Origin of the sequence: Nocardioides sp. J9 (genome assembly GCF_007829375.1) — a bacterium.
Lineage (GTDB): Bacteria > Actinomycetota > Actinomycetes > Propionibacteriales > Nocardioidaceae > Nocardioides.
This window is the reverse complement of sequence record NZ_VLJQ01000001.1, coordinates 126352-145544: the sequence shown is the minus strand read 5'-3', so window position 1 is coordinate 145544 and position 19193 is coordinate 126352. Positions and strand designations below refer to the sequence as shown.

Sequence of the window (19193 nt, the reverse complement as noted above, 5' to 3'; positions counted from 1 at the left end):
GTCCATGACCGACCTCGAGAGCCAGCAGACCCCGGACCCGACCAGCACGGACACCCGCGCTGTCGTCGTACCGGACAAGCCGGCCCTGGAGGGGCTGGAGAAGAAGTGGGCCGAGCGGTGGAAGGCCGAGGACACCTACGGCTTCGACCGCACGCAGCCGCGGGAGAACGTCTACGCCATCGACACCCCGCCGCCGACCGTCAGCGGCAGCCTGCACGTCGGCCACGTCTTCTCCTACACGCACACCGACCTGATCGCCCGCTTCCAGCGGATGCAGGGCAAGTCCGTCTTCTACCCGATGGGCTGGGACGACAACGGCCTGCCGACCGAGCGCCGCGTCCAGAACTACTTCGGCGTCCGTTGCGACCCGTCGCTGCCGTACGACCCGGACTTCACGCCCCCCGAGAAGCCGGACCCGAAGCGCCAGGTCCCGATCAGCCGGCCGAACTTCATCGAGCTCTGCGAGAAGCTGGTCGAGGAGGACGAGAAGATCTTCGAGGCGCTGTGGCGCACGCTCGGCCTCAGCGTCGACTGGAAGATCACCTACACGACGATCGGCGAGCACGCCCAGACCGTCAGCCAGCGCGCGTTCCTGCGCAACCTGTCGCGCGGCGAGGCCTACCTGCAGGAGGCCCCCACGCTGTGGGACGTCACCTTCCAGACGGCCGTCGCCCAGGCCGAGCTCGAGGCGCGTGACTACCCCGGCGCCTACCACCGCGTCGCCTACCACAAGGCCGACGGCACGCCGGTCCACGTCGAGACCACCCGTCCGGAGCTGATCGCCAGCGCCGTCGCCCTGATCGCGCACCCCGACGACGAGCGGTACGCCGACCTGTTCGGCCAGAGCGTCACCTCGCCCGTCTTCGGCGTCGAGATCCCGGTCCTGGCCCACCCGGCCGCGGAGATGGACAAGGGCGCGGGCATCGCCATGTGCTGCACCTTCGGCGACCTCACCGACGTCCAGTGGTGGCGCGAGCTGCAGCTGCCGGTCCGCACGGTCATCGGCCGCGACGGCCGGTTCTCCCGCGAGACGCCGGAGTGGCTGTCCTCGGAGCAGGCCGCGGCGGCGTACGAGGACCTCAAGGGCAAGACCGTCCACTCCGCCCGCGAGGCGATGGTCGCCAAGCTCAAGGAGTCCGGTGACCTCGACGGCGACCCGAAGCCGACCCAGCGGATGGCGAACTTCTACGAGAAGGGCGACAAGCCTCTCGAGATCGTCTCCACCCGTCAGTGGTACGTCCGCAACGGTGGCCGCGACGCCGACGTCCGCGACCAGATGCTCGCCCGCGGCGCGGAGATCCAGTGGCTGCCGCCGCACATGAAGCACCGCTACGACAACTGGGTCGGCGGCCTCAACGGCGACTGGCTGATCTCGCGCCAGCGCTTCTTCGGCATCCCGTTCCCGGTCTGGTACCCCCTCGACGAGGAGGGCGAGCCCGACTACGGCCGCCTGCTGCTCCCGACCGAGGCCGAGCTGCCGGTCGACCCGTCGACCCAGGCCCCGACCGGCTACACCGAGGACCAGCGCGGCAAGCCGGGCGGCTTCATCGGCGACCCCGACGTGATGGACACCTGGGCGACCTCCTCGCTCACCCCGCAGATCGCGGGCGGCTGGGAGTCCGACCCCGACCTGTGGTCGCGGGTCTTCCCGATGGACCTGGCCACCCAGGCCCACGACATCATCCGGACCTGGCTGTTCAGCCGCGTCGTCCGCGCCCACTTCGAGAACGGCGTCGCGCCGTGGTCGCACGCGATGATCTCCGGCTTCATCGTCGACCCGGACCGCAAGAAGATGTCGAAGTCGAAGGGCAACGTCGTCGTCCCCGACGAGATCCTCGACAAGTACGGCGCCGACGCGGTCCGCTGGCGCGCCGCCATCGCGCGGCCGGGCCTCGACTCGCCGTTCGACGAGAAGCAGATGAAGGTCGGCCGCCGGCTGGCGATGAAGGTCCTCAACGCGTCGAAGTTCGTCCTCGGCAGCGTCGGTGCGACCGAGTTCAGCCCGGCCCGGGTCAGCCAGCCCGTCGACACCGCCCTGCTCGGCCGGCTCGCCACCGTGGTCAACAAGGCGACGGAGGCCTTCGAGGCCTACGACTACACGACCGCCCTCGAGGTCACCGAGAAGTTCTTCTGGGAGTTCTGCGACGACTACCTCGAGCTGGTCAAGGAGCGTGCGTACGCCGACCAGGGTGACGCGTCCGACTCCGCCCGGGCCACGCTCGCCGGTGCGCTGCAGGTCCAGCTGCGCCTGCTCGCGCCCTTCCTGCCCTACGTGACCGAGGAGGTCTGGTCGTGGTGGCAGGAGGGCTCGGTCCACCGCGCCGCCTGGCCGACGGTCGCCGAGCTCGGCTCCGCCGCCGCCTCCGACGGCAGCGCGATCGACGCGGTCGCCACCGCGCTGGCCGGCATCCGTGGCGCCAAGTCGCAGGCCAAGGTCAACATGAAGACCCCGCTCGCGCGGGTCGAGGTCACCGGCCCCGAGCAGGCCGTCCGCAACGCCGAGGCCGCCTCCGCGGACCTCGTCGCTGCCGGCAAGATCGTCGGCGACCTGGTCTTCACCGTCGACGAGCAGGCCACCGAGCTGAGCGTGACCGCCGAGATCGCCGAGGAGCCCGCTGAGTAGGGTCTCGCCCATGAGTGAGCTGTTCGAGATCGACGACACCCGTACCCTGCGCCGCGAGGAGGCTGCCGCCCGCCTGCGCGCGCTGGCCGACATGCTCGCCCGGAACAACTCCGTCGAGTTCGTCCGCGGCGGCAAGCAGGTCACCGTCCGCATCCCCGACGAGGTCGAGCTGAAGGTCGAGCTCGAGATCGGCGAGGACAACGAGCTGGAGATCGAGCTCACCTGGTGACCCCCCGCCCCCGGGCCGGCACCACCCTCCTGACCGCGTCGCCCCTATCCGTTCCGGAGGGGGCGGCTCGCGCCCACGCGGTGCACTCGGCGTACGCCGTCAGGGAGCACTCAGGCAAGCCACGAGACACCGCTCTGGCTTGCCGCCAAGCCACGGCTGGRCCTACGCGAGCCACCTGCGGCACGCTCGCGCCCCCTGACTCAGGCTTGCCGCCAGGCGGCGGCGCGGCCTACGCAAGCCAACCGCGGCGCTCGCGCCATCAGACGCGGATCAGGCGACACGCTCGCGTAATCAGACGGCCCGCGGGCCGAGCGCAGCGAGTGCCCGTGCGGCTGGTGTCGACAGGCGACACGCTCGCGCAGTCAGACGCCGGTCAGGCGACACGCTCGCGCGAACCGACGCAGGCTTGCCGCCAGGCCAAGGCTGGACCTACGCAAGCCAACTGCGGCGCGGCAGCGTGGCGCCCGCGCCGAAGGCGCGTCGACACCTGCCCGCGGGCCGAGCGCAGCGAGTGCCCGTGCGGCTGGTGTCGACAGGCGACACGCTCGCGCAATTCAACTCAGGCCGACTTCTTCTTCGGCTTCGTCTCGCGCAGCACGAGGGTCGGCGCGACGTCGTCGTCGACGACCTCGCGGGTGACGACGACCTTCTCCACGTCGCCGCGGCTCGGGACGTCGTACATCACGTGGAGGAGGACCTCCTCGATGATGGCGCGCAGTCCGCGGGCGCCGGTGCCGCGCTCGAGGGCCTTGTCGGCGATGGCGGCGATGGCGTCGTCGGTGAACTCGAGCTCGACGCCGTCGAGGTCGAACAGCTTCTTGTACTGCTTGACCAGGGCGTTGCGGGGCTCGGTGAGGATCTGGACGAGGGCCTGCTGGTCCAGCGGGCTGACGCTCGCGATGAGCGGCAGGGGGCCGATGAACTCGGGGATCAGGCCGAACTTGGTGAGGTCCTCCGGGCGGACCTGGGCGAGCAGGTCCTCGGCGGCGCGCTCGGCCTCGCCGCGCGGCTCGGCGGTGAAGCCGAGGGACTTCTTGCCGACGCGCTGCTCGATGATGTGCTCGAGGCCGGCGAAGGCGCCGCCCACCACGAACAGGATGTTCGTGGTGTCGATCTGGATGAACTCCTGGTGCGGGTGCTTGCGGCCGCCCTGCGGCGGGACCGAGGCGGTGGTGCCCTCGATGATCTTCAGCAGCGCCTGCTGGACGCCCTCACCGGAGACGTCGCGGGTGATCGACGGGTTCTCGGCCTTGCGGGCGACCTTGTCGATCTCGTCGATGTAGATGATGCCGGTCTCGGCCTTCTTGACGTCGTAGTCAGCGGCCTGGATCAGCTTGAGGAGGATGTTCTCGACGTCCTCGCCCACGTAACCGGCCTCGGTGAGGGCGGTGGCGTCCGCGATGGCGAAGGGGACGTTGAGCATCCGGGCCAGGGTCTGGGCGAGGTAGGTCTTGCCACAGCCGGTCGGCCCGATCACGAGGATGTTGGACTTGGCGACCTCGACCGCCTCGTCCTTGCTGTGCTTGCCGGAGACCGGCTGCACGCCGGCCTGGACCCGCTTGTAGTGGTTGTAGACCGCGACCGCGAGGGACTTCTTGGCCTGCTCCTGCCCGATGACGTACGAGTTCAGGAACTCGAAGATCTCCTTGGGCTTGGGGAGCTCTGCGAGGTCGACGTCGGAGCCCTCGGCGAGCTCCTCCTCGATGATCTCGTTGCAGAGGTCGATGCACTCGTCGCAGATGTAGACACCCGGACCAGCGATGAGCTTCTTGACCTGCTTCTGGCTCTTTCCGCAGAACGAGCACTTCAACAGGTCGCCACCGTCACCGATGCGTGCCACGGGTCCTCCTCACATGTGAACTCCCCGACGGTACCCCCTGTGGCGCCGCAAGTGCAGCGTGACACGGGGGGTACCGGTACCGGTTCGGGGAGCTCATCGAATGGTCCGTCGTCTTCTATCGGCAGGTCTGGTCCGGATCAGACCAGTGCGGGGGTCTTGAGCGACTCGAGGATCGAGTCGATCAGGCCGTACTCGACGGCACCCTGGGCGGTCAGGATCTTGTCGCGCTCGATGTCCTTGCTGACCTCGTCGATCGGCTTGCCGGAGTGGTCGCTGATCATCTTCTCCAGCATCTCGCGCATGCGGAGGATCTCGTTGGCCTGGATCTCGATGTCGGAGGTCTGGCCGAAGGTGCCCTCGGTGTAGGGCTGGTGGATCAGGATCCGGCTGTTCGGCAGGGCGAGGCGCTTGCCCCGCGCACCGGCGGCGAGCAGGATCGCGGCGGCCGAGGCGGCCTGGCCGATGCACACGGTCTGCACGTCCGGCTTGATGAACTGGATCGTGTCGTAGATCGCGGTCAGCGCGGTGAACGAGCCACCGGGGCTGTTGATGTAGATGCTGATGTCCTGGTCGGGGTTCATCGACTGCAGGCACAGCAGCTGCGCGATGACGGCGTTCGCGACGTCGTCGGAGATCGGCGTGCCGAGGTAGATGATGCGGTCCTCGAACAGCTTGGCGTAGGGGTCGATGCGACGGAAGCCGTACGACGTGCGCTCTTCCCACTGCGGGATGTAGTAGTTCATGCCCGGTCCTTCCCGTCAGTCCTTCTTGTGGGCCGGCCGGCCCTCGTCGGAGGCTTCCTTCGCGCTCTTGATGACCTGGTCGACCAGGCCGTACTCCAGCGCCTCCTGGGCGGTGAACCAGCGGTCGCGGTCAGCGTCCTCGGTGACCTGCTCGACGCTCTGGCCGGTGTGCTCGGCGATGAGCTCGAGCAGCACCTTCTTGATGTGCAGCGACTGCTGGGCCTGGATCTTGATGTCCGAGGCCGAGCCGCCCATGCCGGACGACGGCTGGTGCATCATGATCCGCGCGTGCGGGAGCGCGTAGCGCTTGCCCTTTGCGCCGGCGCACAGCAGGAACTGGCCCATCGAGGCGGCCAGGCCCATGCCGACCGTGGCGACGTCGTTGGGGATGTAATTCATGGTGTCGTAGATCGCCATGCCGGCGTCCACGGAGCCACCGGGGCTGTTGATGTGGAGGAAGATGTCCGCCTCCGGGTCCTCCGCGGACAGCAGCAGGAGCTGGGCGCAGATCGCGTTGGCGTTCTGGTCGCGGACCTCGGACCCGAGGAACACGATCCGCTCACGCAGCAGCCGGCTGTAGATGTTGTCGTCGAGGAAGTTCATCCCCGCGGCACCGTTCATCTCATGGCCACCGTGGCCACCGGGAAGATTCTGAGTCACGTCAGTGACACTAGCCGCCCGCACCGGCAGATCCACGCGTTGGACGCCGCTGTTCGCCGACGGCGGAAACGCCCCGGGCCGGTGTTGTCGGATCAGGTGCCCTCGGCGGCGGCCTTGAGGCCGGCGACGGTGGTGGCCATGCCCTGCTCGAGCTCGTCGGCGTGCGCCTCGGTGCCGCCGAGCAGCAGCGGGGCGACGATGCGACTGCCGAGGCTGAGGTGGCGGGGCACCGGTCGGCGGTGCACGACGTGGGTGCGGCTCGGGTCGCCCGCGACCGGCTCGATCTCCCAGACCCACTGGGCGCCGCTCGACGGCGTGTCCCAGACCAGGCGGCGGGCGGGGACGACGTCGGCGACCACGGAGCGGGTCGGCCAGACGACGGCCTTGCGGCGGTTGATGCCGAGGTACCACTGCCCCACCCGGAGGCCGCCGGGCTTGAGCGGCACCATCCGGACCGTCTCGGGGCTCCAGCGGGCCATCTGCGCGAAGTCGGTGAGCAGTGCCCACACGTGGTCGGCAGGAGCGTCGATGTCGGCCTCGGCGCGGAGCTCGCGGGCCGCGTTCGGTGTCGCCATGCCCTCATCCTGCAGCACGACGCCGACCGGCGGCAGGGGCGTCCGGGTGGCGACGTACCCGGTCTGCACCGGTGGTCGGGAGCAGCCGGTCAGTAGGCGAGGGAGCCGGTGCCGAGCAGGAACAGCAGCGGTGCGCTCACCACGACGGCCGCGAGGATCGCGAGGACCAGGCCGGCGACGTGCCGGGCGAACACCCAGCCGAGCACCGCGAGGAGCAGGCCCACGAGGCCGGGGACGCCGATGAAGAGGGCGATGAGGAAGCCGATCCCGACCAGGGGGTCGTCGTTGGTCACCGACGCCGCCTCGGTCTCCATCCAGCACCAGGCGCCGAAGGCCGTCTCCAGCAGGGCGATCACGAGCGCCACGCCGGCGGTCACCAGGGCGCCGGTGCGGGTCGGGCTGGCGGAGCGGGCAGGGGCGGCGGTCGCAGGCACGGTCATGGGTCCAGCCTCGCGGCGCGGTGACCCCGGTGCCTGAGTACGACGGCTCAACCGGTCACACGGGTTCGGCCAGCCAGCGGACCAGCGCGGTGTGCACGTCGGGGTGGTTGAGCAGCCCGAAGTGGTCGGTGCGGCCGAGGTGGAGCACCTCGGCGCCCGGGAAGAGCTCGGTGCCGCGCCGGTCGCGCCCGGTCGCCGAGCGCGGCGTGACGAGCAGGTCGCCGATCGTGCTCGCGACGGGGTGGCGCGGCGAGCGGGTGAGCGTGGCGGTGACGAGGCGGTAGCGGGCGTGCGGCAGCGGCGGGACGTCCTGCGCGAGGCCCTCGACGAGGTCGCGGATGCCGGGCGCCTGGCGGTCGATGATCCGTCCGAAGGCGGCGACCTCGGGCAGGCGGGCCATGCCCCGGCTGGCGTGGTCGGCACTGACGGCGAACCACGAGCCGAGGTGCGGGGTGCCGAGGGTGACGACGTCGCTGACCAGCCGGGTCCACGCAGCCGGGGCGTCGCCGTCCGCGACGACGGCGGAGGACGCGCGCATGACCAGGCCGCCCAGGGAGTGCCCGACGAGCGCGACCTGCTCGACCTCGACCGGCCAGGCGTCCACGAGCCGCTGGAGCAGGGAGGCGAGGACGACGCCGTTCTCGCGCAGGGCGAGGCCGGTGTTGGCGCGCAGGTAGACCGGCGTCCAGCCCCGGCCGGCCAGCGTCTCGCCGTACGTCGCGCCGACCCGGTCGCGGTGCCGGCGCCAGTAGTCCTCGGTCTCGCACAGGCCGTGCAGGAAGACCACGAGGCGGCCAGTGGCGGCCGGGAACGCCGCAGCCACGCCGTCGGGGGTGAGGACGACGTCGCGGCCGTCGCGGCGCACGCCCATCTCGATCGCGAGCCGCGGCCGGTCGCGGCGCAGCTCCTCGCCGATCAGGCCGTTGACGGCCGAGCTGACGAAGCGCCCCCGCGGGCCGTCCTCGAGGCCGGGCCCCACGCCGGCCTCGGCGAGCCGGGCGAGGCCGGCGCTGGCGCCGCGCAGCGAGAGCCCCAGGGCGCCGTACACGGTCGCGGCGATGCCGCGGTGCACCACCTCGGCGGGCCTGCCCACCGGGCCGAGGCCGAGCCCCACGAGGCCGTGGACGCGTCGCGAGACGGCGGTGTGGGTGTCGCGCGCGGTCGCGAGGACCAGGTCGTCGAGGACGGCGGTGGCCAGCGCCGCAGCGTCGACGAGGGTCGGTTCGGGCCTCATGGAAAAGTGAGACTACCCCGTTGAGTGCACAGTTGTGCACCCAACGGGGTAGTCCGGCGAGGCTCAGGCCTCGGTGGTCTCCTCGGCAGCAGCCTCGGGCGCCTCGTCGGCGGCCTCGTCGGCCTCCTCCTGGGGCTCACCGATGCTGCCGTCGGCCTGGAGGTTCTTCAGCTCCACGACGTTGCCGGAGCCGTCCTTGACCTCAGCGCCCTCGACGAGCAGCTGGAGGGCCTTGCCGCGACGGATCTCCTGGATCAGGTCCGGCACGTGGTTGTGCTCGAACATGTGGTTGACGAACTCCTGCGGGTCCTGGCCGGACTGCTGGGCGCGGCGGATCATGTACTGGGTCAGCTCACCCTGGTCGACGCCCATCTCCTCCTTGTCGGCGATCTCGTCGAGGAGGAACTGGGCAGCAACGGCGTCACGGACGCGGCGCTCGAGGTCGGCCTCGAACTCCTCCTGCGTCTGCTTCTCGTCCTCGAGGTACTTCTCGAGGGTCAGGCCGGAGAACTGCAGCTGCTGCTCGAGGCTGGCGCGGCGGGCGTTGAGCTCCTCGGTCACCATCGTCTCGGGCAGCGGGACCTCGACCTTCTCCAGCAGCGCCTCGAGGACGGCGTCCCGGGCGGCGGCGGCCTGCTCGAGGCGCTTGCCGCGGACCAGCCGCTCGCGCACGTCGGCGCGCAGCTCGTCGAGGGTGTCGAACTCGGACGCCTCCTGGGCGAAGTCGTCGTCCAGCTCGGGGAGCTCCTGCTCCTGGACCTGGGTGACCTTGACGGAGACCTCGACGTCCTGGCCGACGAGGTCGCCGCTGACGAGCTGGGTCGTGAAGACCTTCTCCTCGTCCACGGACATGCCGACAAGCGCCTCGTCGAGGCCGTCGACCATGCCGCCCTTGCCGACCTGGTAGGAGAAGCCGGAGATCTCCGCACCCTCGACGACCTCGCCGTCGTGGCGGGCGACCAGGTCGATGACGACGAAGTCGCCGTCCTGGACCGGGCGCTCGACGTCGATCAGGGTGCCGAAGCGCTGGCGGAGGGCGTCGACCTGCTCGGCGACGTCCTCGTCGCTGACCTCGACGTCGTCGACGGAGGCCGTCAGGCCCTCGTACGACGGCAGGTCGATCTCGGGCTTGACGTCGACCTCGGCGGTGAACTCGAGGCCCTTGTTGTCCTCGAACTTCGTGACCTCGATCTCCGGCTGGGCCAGCGGGGTCAGGTTGTTCTCCTGGAGCGCCTCGACGTACGCCTTGGGCAGCACGTCGTTGACGGCCTCGTCGAGCACGAGGCCGCGGCCGACCTGGCGGTCGATCACCTGCGGCGGGACCTTGCCACGGCGGAAGCCGGGGACGTTGATCTGCTTCGCGATCTTCTGGTACGCCGCGTCGAGGCTCGGCTTGAGCTCCTCGAAGGGCACCTCGACGGTCAGCTTGGCCCGGGTCGGGCTCAAGGTCTCGACGGCGCTCTTCACAGGTGTTCTCCTACTGTCAGTGGGTGGTGCGATGGGCGCAGGCAGGACTCACCGCGCCGGGACTGGCCCACACTACCGCCGGGCCCGGGGGCCCACCGAACTGACGACGACAGGCGAACGGGCCTCAGCCGGCCCCGGGACCGATGACGGGCACCTTCGCGGAGGTGAACTCGTAGCCGCCGAGGCGCGGGTGGCTCACCCACGCTCCCCCGGTGAGCAGCGAGAGCACCGCTGCGAGCGTGGCCTTGCCGCCGCAGGTGGCGTAGCCGCGCGCGTCGGTCACGGCGTCGCACACGACCGTGCCGCCGTTCATCGAGAACAGGTCGGGCTGGCCGCCGAGGATCTTGAAGGTGACCGGCTCCCCCGCGACCGGCCGGCCGTCGTCGGCCCGGCGCACCCAGGCGGCCAGGGTGAGGGTGAGCGGGCTGCCGACGCCGCTGGTCCGCAGGACGGTGGGCTCCGCGTCGAGCCGGACGGCCGCCCGGGGGACGTAGGTGAACTCGGCGGCCTCGCTGTCGCCGAACCCGTCGCCGGTGAAGGCCGCCCGGTAGCGGGCGAGGGCGACGTAGTCGGCCGGCACGGTGGCGGACGCCGTGCCCGAGGCGTCGACCGGGACGTCCTCGGCGAGCACCTCGCCGCCGTCGATGCTGAAGGTGACGGTGCCGACGGGCACGCCGGCCTCGCTGGTGACGTGCGCGGTGAGCACGATGTCGACGCCGTAGCTGGTGCCGCCGGAGACCACGAGCGTGGTGGTCGTCGCGGGCTCCCCGGCCGCACCTGCGGGTACGGCGAGCGGCGACCCGGCAGCCAGGCCGGTCAGCAGGAGCGCGGTCAGCGTGGCGAGCACGGCGCGGAGCAGGTGGCGTGGGTGCACAGGCAGGGTCCTCTCAACGGCCTCCCCGGACCGCACCGTAGCGGCGCGCGCGGCGGCGTGGGCGGGAAACCGCGGATCCGGCGGGTCGGGCCGGTGGGTCCGTTCGTCCGGGTGGTCCGGCGTGACGCGGGCGGCTGCCCCTGCGGGGGCGCGAGGCAGGCGGTGGTCGGGGCGACAGGACTCGAACCTGCGATCTCCTGCTCCCAAAGCAGGCGCGCTAGCCACTACGCTACGCCCCGTCGTGCGCCCTGCCGACGCTGCGCACGGCCGCACTCCGAGGGGATGACGGGAATCGAACCCGCGTAGCCAGTTTGGAAGACTGGGGCTCTACCATTGAGCTACATCCCCGTGCGCGGGGGCCGACGGCCCTCCGAGCAGAGGCAATCGTGCCACACCGCGCGCACGGCGCCCCAACCGGGCCGCGGGCGGTGCGTCCGCCCCGGACCCCGCTGCTGGGCTTCAGGGCCGGCGGTGCACCAGCAGCAGCGCGCGGTCGTCGTCCGGCGAGCCGACGGCGCCGACCAGCCGGCCGGTCAACCCGTCCCAGGAGCGGCGCAGCAGGGACTCGGCCGCCCCCATCATGTGGTCGATGCCGAGCTCGATGTCGCGCCGGGGCTCCTCGACCATGCCGTCGGTGTAGAGGAGCAGGCTGTCGCCGGGGTCGAGCCGGCCGTGGCAGGCGTTGTACTCCACGTCCTCGACGATGCCCAGCACCGGACCGTCGGCGCGCAGCACCTCCCACCGGCCGGAACCGGCGTGGCGCTGGACGGCGGGTGGGTGCCCGGCGCTGCGGAGCTCGAAGAGCCCGGTCGCGAGGTCGATCGAGACGTGCACCGCGGTCGCGAAGCCCTCCTCCCACGCACGCTGGAGCAGGTAGCCGTTCGCCGCCGGGAGGAACCGGTCCGGCGGCAGCGCGCCGAGCAGGCCGCCCATCGCGCCGGACAGCTGCAGGGCGCGGGTGCCCGCGGCCTCCCCCTTGCCGGACACGTCGACGACCACGAGGTCGATGCGGCGGCCGTGGTCGCTCCCCGTCGCGACGAAGAAGTCACCGGCGAATGCCGAGCCACCGGCCGAGGAGAGCGCGGACTCGACGAGCCACGACGACGGCAGCTGCGGGATCTCGCCCTGGGCGAGGATCCGGTCGCGCAGGTCGACCAGCATCGACTCGCCCCGCTGCCGGGCGACGCCGAGGCCGCCGCGGCGGCGCACGGTCACGACGAGCACGACGAGCGTGACGGCGTACATGACGACGAGGCCGACGATCGTGCGCGCCGACCAGGAGTCCTGCAGGAAGGCCGCGACGGTGAGGGCCGCGAGCATCCACGTGGCGTACCAGGGCAGCACGCTGTTGCCGAGCAGCAGCACGGCCAGGACGATCGGCAGGAAGACCAGTGCGAGCGGCACGTCGTCGGGCAGCACGGCCATCAGCACGAGCACGGCCGTCGAGAACCCGCCGAGCAGCAGCGCCGTGCCGCGGTCCGACGTCAGCCAGCGCCGCCCGCGCCTCATCGGCGCCCCGTTGCGCGGCTGCGGAAGGCCGGCTGGCAGCGGGCGCACCAGAAGAGGTTGCGCCCGCCGAGGACCTCGGTGCGCACCGGCCGCGCGCACACGTGGCACGGCTGGCCGGCCCGCCGGTAGACGTAGACCTCGCCGCCGTGGTCGTCGACCCGCGGGGGCCGGCCCATCGCCTCGGGCAGGTGGGCGGGGCGGACGGTGTCGATCCGCCCGGTGCGCACGCCCTCCTGCATCAGCACGACCAGATCGTCCCAGATCGCGCGCCACTGCGAGACCCGCATCGTGTTGCCGGGTCGCAGCGGGTGGATGCGGTGGCGGAAGAGCACCTCGGCGCGGTAGACGTTGCCGACCCCGGCGAGCACCGACTGGTCCATCAGCAGGGTGCCGATGGGGGCGCTGCTGCGGGAGATCCGCTGCCACGCCCGGTCCGGGTCGGCGTCCTCGCGCAAGGGGTCGGGGCCGATCCGCGCCACGACCGCGTCCCGCTCGGCCGGCGTGACGAGCTCGCAGCGGGTGGCGCCGCGCAGGTCCGCGTACGCCGCGGGCCGCTCGGCCTCCGGACGCACCAGCCGCAGCCGCACCTGGCCGACCGGGTCGGGCACGGAGTCGACGTCGTCGTACACGTCGAAGAGGCCGTAGAGCCCGAGGTGGACGTGGACGAGCCGGTCGGCCTCGAAGCGGATGAACAGCTGCTTGCCCCACGCGTCGGCGTCGAGGAGCCGGGTGCCGTCGACCTGCCCGGCCCCGGCCTCGAAGCGTCCCTGGGGACTGCCGGCACGGACGAGGTGGCCGCCGAAGACGGCGGTCAGCTGGTCGGCCAGGCGGTGGAGGGTGTGCCCCTCGGGCATCAGGCCTCGTGCCCGAGGGCGCTCTCGGGCAGCGGCGGGAGCTCGCCGGTCGTCTCGTAGGACTCCATCTGGCCGATCCGGCGCACGTGCCGCTCGTCGCCCGGGAAGGGCGTGGTGAGGAAGACCTCGACCAGGCGGGTCATCTCGTCCAGGGTGTGCATCCGGCCGCCGACGGCGACGACCTGCGCGTTGTTGTGCTCGCGGGCCAGGCTCGCGGTCTCCTCCGACCAGGCCAGCGCGGCCCGGATGCCCTTCACCTTGTTGGCGGCGATCTGCTCGCCGTTGCCGGAGCCGCCGATGACGACGCCGAGGCTGTCGAGGCCGGCCTCGCGGTCGGCACGGACGCCCTCGGCCGCCCGCAGGCAGAACACCGGGTAGTCGTCGAGGGCGTCGTAGGTGAACGGACCGTGGTCGACCGGCTCGTAGCCGTGCTCGGTCAGCCAGCCGATGAGGTGGGACTTGAGCTCGAGGCCGGCGTGGTCGCAGCCGAGGTGCACGCGCATGGCCCCGATTCTCTCACCACGTCCCGGTGCCGGCGGAAGTGGCCGGAGGTCGTGGACAGTGGTGCCCGGTGCTGCGAGGTCAGTGCTGGTGCAGGCGACGCGCCGCCTCCGCGACCGAGCCGCTCATCGACGGGTAGACGGTGAACGCCTGCGCCACCTGGTCGGCGGTCAGCGACTCGGCGACCGCGAGCGAGACCGGGTGGATCAGTTCGCTCGCGCGCGGGCCGACCACCACTCCCCCGACGACGATGCGGGTGCCGGGGCGGCAGAAGAGCTTCACGAAGCCGTCCGCGACGCCCTGCATCTTGGCGCGCGGGTTGCCGCGCAGCGGGAGCATGATCGAGGCCGCCTCGATCTCGCCGGCGTCGATCGCGTTCTGCGTCCAGCCCACCGTGGCGATCTCGGGGGCGGTGAACACGTTGGAGGCGACCTTCTTCAGGTCCAGCGGCGCCACCGCGTCGCCGAGGAAGTGGTACATCGCGATCCGGCCCTGCATGGCGGCGACGGAGGCGAGCATGAAGACGCCGGTGCAGTCGCCGGCGGCGTACACCCCGCGGGCGGAGGTGCGCGAGACGCGGTCGACGTTGACGAAGCCGCCGTCCTTGAGGATCACGCCGGCCTCCTCCAGCCCGATGCCCTCGGTGTTCGGGACCGAGCCGAGGGCGAGGATGCAGTGCGAGCCCGTGACCTCGCGACCGTCGGTGAGGCGCACGGCGACGACGTCACCGTCACGGGTCACCGACTCCATCCGGGACTTGCCGAGGACCGTCATGCCGCGCCGCTTCGCGACCTCCTCGAGGACGAGGGAGGCGTCGGCGTCCTCGCCGGGCAGCACGCGGTCGCGCGAGGAGACGAGGGTGACCGGGATGCCGAGGGCCTGGTAGGCGCTGGCGAACTCGGCGCCCGTCACGCCGGAGCCGACGACGATGAGGTGCTCCGGCAGCTCGTCGAGGTCGTAGACCTGCTCCCAGGTGAGGATCCGCTCCCCGTCGGGCTGGGCCGAGGGCAGCGTGCGGGGCGAGGCGCCCGTGGCCAGCAGGACCGCGTCGGCGTCGTACGACGTCTCGGTGCCGTCGTCCCCGGTGGCGACCACGCGCCCCGGCCCGTCGAGCCGGCCGCGCCCGCGCACGACCTGCACGCCCTCGCGGGCCAGGCGGCGCTCGATGTCGGCGGACTGGCGCAGCGCGAGCGCCTTGACCCGCTGGTTGATCCGGCCGAGGTCGATCCGCGGCGGCTCGGCGATGATGCCGAGCTCGTTGGCGCCGGACATCTCGGTCATCACCTCGGCGGTGGCGATGAGGGTCTTGCTGGGCACGCAGTCGGTGAGGACCGCGGACCCGCCGATCCCGTCGGAGTCGACCACGACCACCTCCGCGCCGAGCTGCGCCGCGACGAGCGCCGACTCGTAGCCGCCGGGTCCTCCACCGATGATCACCACGCGGGTCATGCCCGCCATTCTTGCAGCCGCGCCGCGCGCCGCCGGTCCCGCGTCAGGAGGCCGCAAGGTAGCGGTCGACCGCGGCCGCCAGGACCCGCTCCGGCGTCGTCCCCCGGCTGCGGGCGTACGACGCCACCCGCTCCTGCAGGTCGGGGGTGAGCGCCAGCGGCTCGGCCGGCGTCGCCGCAGCGTCGGTCGGGCGCGGGACGCGGGCCCGGCCGAAGGCGCCGAGCGCGGTGAGCACCACGCTGCCGAGGACGTCGAGGATCGCGAGGACGCCGAAGGTGCGCCAGTAGGTGCCGCCGGGGTCGGACTCCCCGAGGATCGGGACGACCACCATCGTGGCGACGACGGCGGCGGCCGCGGCGGTGCCGGCGAGCAAGAGGCCCAGGGTGCCCGCGGCCCGGCCCGGGCGCAGGGTGAGCGCGACCAGGAGGGCGAGCTGGGCGGCGGTGCCGGCGACGACGCCGCTGACGCCGAAGGTCTTCCAGAGCGTGTCCCACGCGCCGGAGTCCCACGCGAAGTCGGCCCAGGTGAGGGTGAGCGCGGCGCCGGTGGCGACGACGGAGGCGAGGCCGCCGACCACGGAGACCGGGAAGAACCGGTGCCCGGCGAGGGCCAGCAGGCACAGGACGACGGTGGACTCGACGCCCACGACGACCGTCGTCAGCAGCACGCGCCCCTGCGTCTCGGTGAACTCACCTCCCCCGAGCAGGGCGGCGATGCCGAGCAGCGCGGCGAGCGAGAACGAACCGATGACGAGGGTGACGACGACCCGGCGAAGATCCTTCATGCCTGAACAGTCGCGCAGGGGGACCCACGCGCGCGTGAGTCCCCCTACTCAACCGACGGGGCCGAAGGTCCTCGGTCGTGGCTGCGACCGGGCTCGCCAGAGGCTGGTCCAGAGGCTGGTCAGAGGTTGATCATGTGGCCGGCGATCCCGTGGATCGCCTCCTTGACCGCCTCGGACAGCGTCGGGTGGGCGAAGACGTTGCGGCCCACCTCGTCGGCGGTGAGGTCCCACTTCTGGGCCAGGGTCAGCGCGGGGAGCAGCTCGGTCACGTCGGGGCCGATCATGTGGGCGCCGAGGATCTCGTTGTACTCCGCGTCCGCGACGATCTTGACGAAGCCGACGGCCTCGCCGAGGCCCTGGGCCTTGCCGTTGGCCGAGAACGGGAACGACGCGGTCTTGACGTCGTACCCCTTGTCCTTCGCCTGCTGCTCGCTGTAGCCGAACGAGCCGATCTGCGGCTGGCAGTAGGTGGCGCGCGGGATGAAGTCGTAGTCGACCGGCATGGTCTCGGCGCCGGCGAGGGTCTCGGCGGCGACGATGCCCATCGCCTCGGCGACGTGGGCGAGCATCATCTTCCCGGTGACGTCACCGATGGCGTAGACGCCGTCGACGTTGGTGCGGCAGTAGTCGTCGATCGCGATCGCGCCGCGGTCGGTGAGCTCGACGCCGGCCTTGTCCAGGCCGTAGCCGTCGACGCGCGGCGCGAAGCCGAACGCGGCGAGGAACTTGTCGGCCTCGAGCACCTGCTCGTCGCCGCCGTCGGCCGGGGCGACGCGGACCTTGACGCCGGAGCCGGTGTCCTCGACGCCCTTGACGGCGGTCGAGGTCATCACCTTCACGCCGAGCTTCTTGTAGTGCTTGGCGAGCTCCTTGGACACGTCGGCGTCCTCGGTCGGCACCATCCGGTCGAGGAACTCGACGATCGTGACGTCGACGCCGAAGTTCTTCATCACGTAGGCGAACTCGACGCCGATCGCGCCCGAGCCGCCGATGATGATCGACGACGGGAGGTTCTCGTCGAGGATCTGCTCCTCGTAGCTGACGATGTTCTTGCCGTTGACCTCGACGCCCGGGACGGTGCGCACGGTCGCACCGGCGGCGATGATCACGTCGTCGGCGGTGTACTCGGTCGTCGAGCCGTCGCCGCCCTCGACGGTGATCGTCTTCGGGCCGGTGAAGGTGCCCCAGCCGTCGATCTCGGTGATCTTGTTCTTCTTCATCAGGTAGTGGACGCCCTTGACGATGCCGGCGCTCACCTGGCGCGACCGCTTGTGGGTCGGGCCGTAGGCCATCGTCGCGTCGCCCTCGATGCCGAACTTCGCCTTCTCGTGCGTCAGCGTGTGCGCGAGCTCGGCGTTCTTCAGCAGGGCCTTCGACGGGATGCAGCCGACGTTGAGGCACACCCCGCCCCAGTACTGCTTCTCGATCACGGCAACGGACTTGCCGAGCTGGGCGGCGCGGATCGCGGCGACGTACCCACCGGGGCCGGCACCGAGGACGAGGACATCGAAGTGGGTCACGGCGCCAGCCTAGTCGGGGGTGTGCTTGTGTCTCACATCACGTTGGTGCAGAGTGCCTCCTACTCATGGGTACGACGGCCGACCGGGCCGTCGCCACGACACAGGAGTGCTCCCTTCATGTCTCGGATTCTCGGATTCCTTGCTGCCTGCGCGCTCGCGCTCGCGGGCCTCACCCACGTCCCGACGGCCGCCCAGGCCGCCCCCGCGAAGGCGGAGGCGGCCGGCCTGCTCGACGTGATCGTCACCCTCCAGCCGGGCGCCGACGCCCGCGCCACCGCCAACGCGCTCGTCACCCGCAAGGGCGGCGACGTCACGCAGGTCTACGACAACGTCGTCAACGGGTTCGCCGCCACGCTGACCGACTCCCTGCTCTCGATCCTGCGCGGCGACGCGCGGGTCAAGGCGGTCGAGCTCGACCGCCCGATGCGGATCAGCGACACCCAGACGCCCACGCCGAGCTGGGGGCAGGACCGCGTCGACCAGCGCAACCTGCCGCTCGACAACGCCTACTCGTACGGCGCCACCGGCTCCGGCGTCGACGTCTACGTCGTCGACACCGGCATCCTCACCTCGCACCCGGACTTCCAGGGCCGCGCGACCTCCGGCACCGACAAGATCGACAATGACAGCGACGCCACCGACTGCAACGGCCACGGCACCCACGTCGCCGGCACGATCGGCGGTGGCACCTACGGCCTCGCCAAGAGCGCGCGCCTGATCGGCGTCCGGGTCCTCGACTGCAACGGCTCAGGTGCGACCTCGGCCGTCATCGCCGGCCTCGACTGGGTCGTCTCCCACCACCAGGCGGGCAAGCCCGCCGTGGCGAACATGAGCCTCGGCGGCGGGGCGTCCAGCACCCTCGACGCCGCGGTCAGCCGCGTCATCGCCGACGGCGTGACGATGGCGGTCGCGGCCGGCAACGAGAACACCGACGCGTGCTCGAAGTCGCCCGCCCGCGTGCCCGCCGCGCTGACGGTCGCCGCGAGCGACCGCAACGACGCCCGTGCCAGCTTCAGCAACCGTGGCACCTGCGTCGACCTGTTCGCCCCCGGCGTCGACATCACCTCGGCGTGGCTGTCCAACGGCAACCGCACCATCAGCGGCACGTCGATGGCCTCCCCGCACGTCGCCGGCGCCGCGGCGCTCTACCTGCAGTCGCACCCGTCGGCGTCGCCGAGCGCGGTCGGCAACGCGATCCTCGCCGCCACGACGAAGAACAAGATCAGCGGCACGGCTCGCAGCTGCATCCTGCTGATCATCTGCTCCCCCGCCACCCCGGAGAACCACCTGCTCTACACCGGCGCCTGACGCGCCACCGGCACGACGCCTCCTGCCCTCCCCGGGCGGGAGGCGTCGTGCTTCCCGGGATCGTCCGGCCGACGCACTAACCTGACCCGGTGACGTCGTACGCCGCCTACGGCACCAACCTCGATCCGCTCCGGATGGCCGAGCGGTGCCCGCACTCGCCGATGCGCACGACGGGCTGGCTCACCGGCTGGCGGCTGACCTTCGGCGGCGAGGAGCACGGCTGGGACGGCGCGCTCGCCACGATCGTGCAGGACCCGACGACCGCCGTGTTCGTCGCCGTGTACGACGTCAGCCCGCTCGACGAGCCGCACCTGGACCAGTGGGAGTCGGCCGACTCCGGCCTCTACCGCAAGACGAAGGTGCGGGTCTCGACGATGGTCGGCGAGATCGTGGCGTGGACCTACGTGCTCGACGCCTACGAGGGAGGGCTGCCCTCGGCGTCGTACCTCGGCGTGATCGCGGACGCGGCCGAGGCCGCCGACGCCCCGGCCGACTACGTCGAGGCGCTGCGCCGACGCGCCTGCCGCTCGACCGGGCTGTGACGCCGGCCACCCCGGGGGCGTGACCTCGGGGGAACCTGAAT

Annotated in this window: 18 protein-coding genes and 2 tRNA genes; 4 read left to right on the top strand and 16 right to left on the bottom strand. The window is 71.6% G+C overall.

Annotation, left to right across the window (positions count from 1 at the left end; genetic code table 11):
* The first annotated feature begins 4 nt into the window (after nucleotides 1–4).
* Complete coding sequence (gene valS, locus L615_RS00650) at nucleotides 5–2623, top strand: valine--tRNA ligase (protein WP_145723755.1); 2619 nt, start codon at nucleotides 5–7, stop codon at nucleotides 2621–2623.
* 10 nt (nucleotides 2624–2633) lie between these two features.
* Nucleotides 2634–2852 (top strand): amphi-Trp domain-containing protein, encoded by a 219-nt coding sequence (locus tag L615_RS00645; protein ID WP_028653957.1) that lies wholly within the window; start codon nucleotides 2634–2636, stop codon nucleotides 2850–2852.
* Between the two features lie 559 nt (nucleotides 2853–3411).
* Here the strand turns inward: L615_RS00645 and clpX are convergent.
* The 16 genes from clpX to lpdA all read right to left on the bottom strand — a co-directional run bounded on the left by clpX (nucleotide 3412) and on the right by lpdA (nucleotide 17302).
* Nucleotides 3412–4692 (bottom strand): ATP-dependent Clp protease ATP-binding subunit ClpX, encoded by a 1281-nt coding sequence (gene clpX / locus L615_RS00640; RefSeq protein WP_145723754.1) that lies wholly within the window; start codon nucleotides 4690–4692, stop codon nucleotides 3412–3414.
* A 137-nt stretch (nucleotides 4693–4829) separates the two neighbouring features.
* Nucleotides 4830–5435, bottom strand: coding sequence for an ATP-dependent Clp protease proteolytic subunit (locus L615_RS00635; protein ID WP_028653955.1), 606 nt, complete (start codon nucleotides 5433–5435; stop codon nucleotides 4830–4832).
* 15 nt (nucleotides 5436–5450) lie between these two features.
* A complete protein-coding gene (locus L615_RS00630; RefSeq protein ID WP_051485336.1) occupies nucleotides 5451–6056 on the bottom strand; it encodes an ATP-dependent Clp protease proteolytic subunit in 606 nt (201 codons plus the stop codon).
* A 131-nt stretch (nucleotides 6057–6187) separates the two neighbouring features.
* Complete coding sequence (locus tag L615_RS00625) at nucleotides 6188–6670, bottom strand: SRPBCC family protein (protein WP_145723753.1); 483 nt, start codon at nucleotides 6668–6670, stop codon at nucleotides 6188–6190.
* A gap of 89 nt (nucleotides 6671–6759) precedes the next feature.
* Nucleotides 6760–7110, bottom strand: a complete 351-nt coding sequence (locus L615_RS00620) for a hypothetical protein (RefSeq protein WP_028653952.1) — start codon at nucleotides 7108–7110, stop codon at nucleotides 6760–6762.
* A gap of 55 nt (nucleotides 7111–7165) precedes the next feature.
* Nucleotides 7166–8344: a hypothetical protein gene (locus L615_RS00615; protein ID WP_036516328.1), complete on the bottom strand. Its 1179-nt coding sequence runs from the start codon at nucleotides 8342–8344 to the stop codon at nucleotides 7166–7168.
* Nucleotides 8345–8407: 63 nt separating this feature from the next.
* Nucleotides 8408–9811 carry a trigger factor gene (gene tig / locus L615_RS00610; protein ID WP_145723752.1) on the bottom strand — a complete coding sequence of 468 codons (1404 nt, stop codon included), beginning with the start codon at nucleotides 9809–9811 and terminating at the stop codon, nucleotides 8408–8410.
* A gap of 124 nt (nucleotides 9812–9935) precedes the next feature.
* The gene (locus L615_RS00605) at nucleotides 9936–10685 is read right to left on the bottom strand and encodes an Ig-like domain-containing protein (protein ID WP_186449657.1); all 750 of its coding nucleotides are present in this window, start codon (nucleotides 10683–10685) and stop codon (nucleotides 9936–9938) included.
* 163 nt (nucleotides 10686–10848) lie between these two features.
* A tRNA-Pro gene (locus L615_RS00600) sits at nucleotides 10849–10924 on the bottom strand.
* A gap of 38 nt (nucleotides 10925–10962) precedes the next feature.
* Nucleotides 10963–11033, bottom strand: a tRNA-Gly gene (locus L615_RS00595).
* Nucleotides 11034–11144: 111 nt separating this feature from the next.
* Nucleotides 11145–12194, bottom strand: coding sequence for a PP2C family protein-serine/threonine phosphatase (locus L615_RS00590; RefSeq protein ID WP_145723751.1), 1050 nt, complete (start codon nucleotides 12192–12194; stop codon nucleotides 11145–11147).
* Nucleotides 12191–13048, bottom strand: a complete 858-nt coding sequence (locus L615_RS00585) for an Fpg/Nei family DNA glycosylase (protein ID WP_028653949.1) — start codon at nucleotides 13046–13048, stop codon at nucleotides 12191–12193. Before L615_RS00585 ends, L615_RS00590 begins: the two co-directional genes overlap by 4 nt.
* A complete protein-coding gene (locus L615_RS00580; RefSeq protein ID WP_028653948.1) occupies nucleotides 13048–13551 on the bottom strand; it encodes a ribose-5-phosphate isomerase in 504 nt (167 codons plus the stop codon). The genes L615_RS00585 and L615_RS00580 overlap by 1 nt, the downstream gene beginning before the upstream one ends.
* A 79-nt stretch (nucleotides 13552–13630) precedes the next feature.
* On the bottom strand, nucleotides 13631–14998 hold the full coding sequence (locus L615_RS00575; protein ID WP_145723750.1) for an NAD(P)H-quinone dehydrogenase: 1368 nt from the start codon (nucleotides 14996–14998) through the stop codon (nucleotides 13631–13633).
* 43 nt (nucleotides 14999–15041) lie between these two features.
* Nucleotides 15042–15782, bottom strand: coding sequence for a hypothetical protein (locus tag L615_RS00570; protein ID WP_145723749.1), 741 nt, complete (start codon nucleotides 15780–15782; stop codon nucleotides 15042–15044).
* A 119-nt stretch (nucleotides 15783–15901) separates the two neighbouring features.
* Nucleotides 15902–17302, bottom strand: coding sequence for a dihydrolipoyl dehydrogenase (gene lpdA / locus L615_RS00565; protein ID WP_145723748.1), 1401 nt, complete (start codon nucleotides 17300–17302; stop codon nucleotides 15902–15904).
* A gap of 117 nt (nucleotides 17303–17419) precedes the next feature.
* Here lpdA and L615_RS00560 point away from each other — a divergent pair, with 117 nt between their 5' ends.
* Together L615_RS00560 and L615_RS00555 are read left to right on the top strand one after the other, a co-directional pair.
* Nucleotides 17420–18610, top strand: coding sequence for a S8 family peptidase (locus tag L615_RS00560; protein ID WP_186449656.1), 1191 nt, complete (start codon nucleotides 17420–17422; stop codon nucleotides 18608–18610).
* A gap of 89 nt (nucleotides 18611–18699) precedes the next feature.
* Nucleotides 18700–19152, top strand: a complete 453-nt coding sequence (locus L615_RS00555; RefSeq protein ID WP_028653944.1) for a gamma-glutamylcyclotransferase family protein — start codon at nucleotides 18700–18702, stop codon at nucleotides 19150–19152.
* Nucleotides 19153–19193: the final 41 nt, after the last annotated feature.

Excerpts from the sequence above, each read along its gene's own strand:
- valS (WP_145723755.1), top strand. The coding sequence starts at position 5 with ATGACCGACCTCGAGAGCCAGCAGACCCCGGACCCGACCAGCACGGAC.
- L615_RS00645 (WP_028653957.1), top strand. The coding sequence starts at position 2,634 with ATGAGTGAGCTGTTCGAGATCGACGACACCCGTACCCTGCGCCGCGAG.
- L615_RS00635 (WP_028653955.1), bottom strand. The coding sequence starts at position 5,435 with ATGAACTACTACATCCCGCAGTGGGAAGAGCGCACGTCGTACGGCTTC.
- L615_RS00630 (WP_051485336.1), bottom strand. The coding sequence starts at position 6,056 with ATGAACGGTGCCGCGGGGATGAACTTCCTCGACGACAACATCTACAGC.
- L615_RS00625 (WP_145723753.1), bottom strand. The coding sequence starts at position 6,670 with ATGGCGACACCGAACGCGGCCCGCGAGCTCCGCGCCGAGGCCGACATC.
- L615_RS00620 (WP_028653952.1), bottom strand. The coding sequence starts at position 7,110 with ATGACCGTGCCTGCGACCGCCGCCCCTGCCCGCTCCGCCAGCCCGACC.
- L615_RS00615 (WP_036516328.1), bottom strand. The coding sequence starts at position 8,344 with ATGAGGCCCGAACCGACCCTCGTCGACGCTGCGGCGCTGGCCACCGCC.
- L615_RS00590 (WP_145723751.1), bottom strand. The coding sequence starts at position 12,194 with ATGAGGCGCGGGCGGCGCTGGCTGACGTCGGACCGCGGCACGGCGCTG.
- L615_RS00585 (WP_028653949.1), bottom strand. The coding sequence starts at position 13,048 with ATGCCCGAGGGGCACACCCTCCACCGCCTGGCCGACCAGCTGACCGCC.
- L615_RS00580 (WP_028653948.1), bottom strand. The coding sequence starts at position 13,551 with ATGCGCGTGCACCTCGGCTGCGACCACGCCGGCCTCGAGCTCAAGTCC.
- L615_RS00575 (WP_145723750.1), bottom strand. The coding sequence starts at position 14,998 with ATGACCCGCGTGGTGATCATCGGTGGAGGACCCGGCGGCTACGAGTCG.
- L615_RS00570 (WP_145723749.1), bottom strand. The coding sequence starts at position 15,782 with ATGAAGGATCTTCGCCGGGTCGTCGTCACCCTCGTCATCGGTTCGTTC.
- L615_RS00560 (WP_186449656.1), top strand. The coding sequence starts at position 17,420 with ATGTCTCGGATTCTCGGATTCCTTGCTGCCTGCGCGCTCGCGCTCGCG.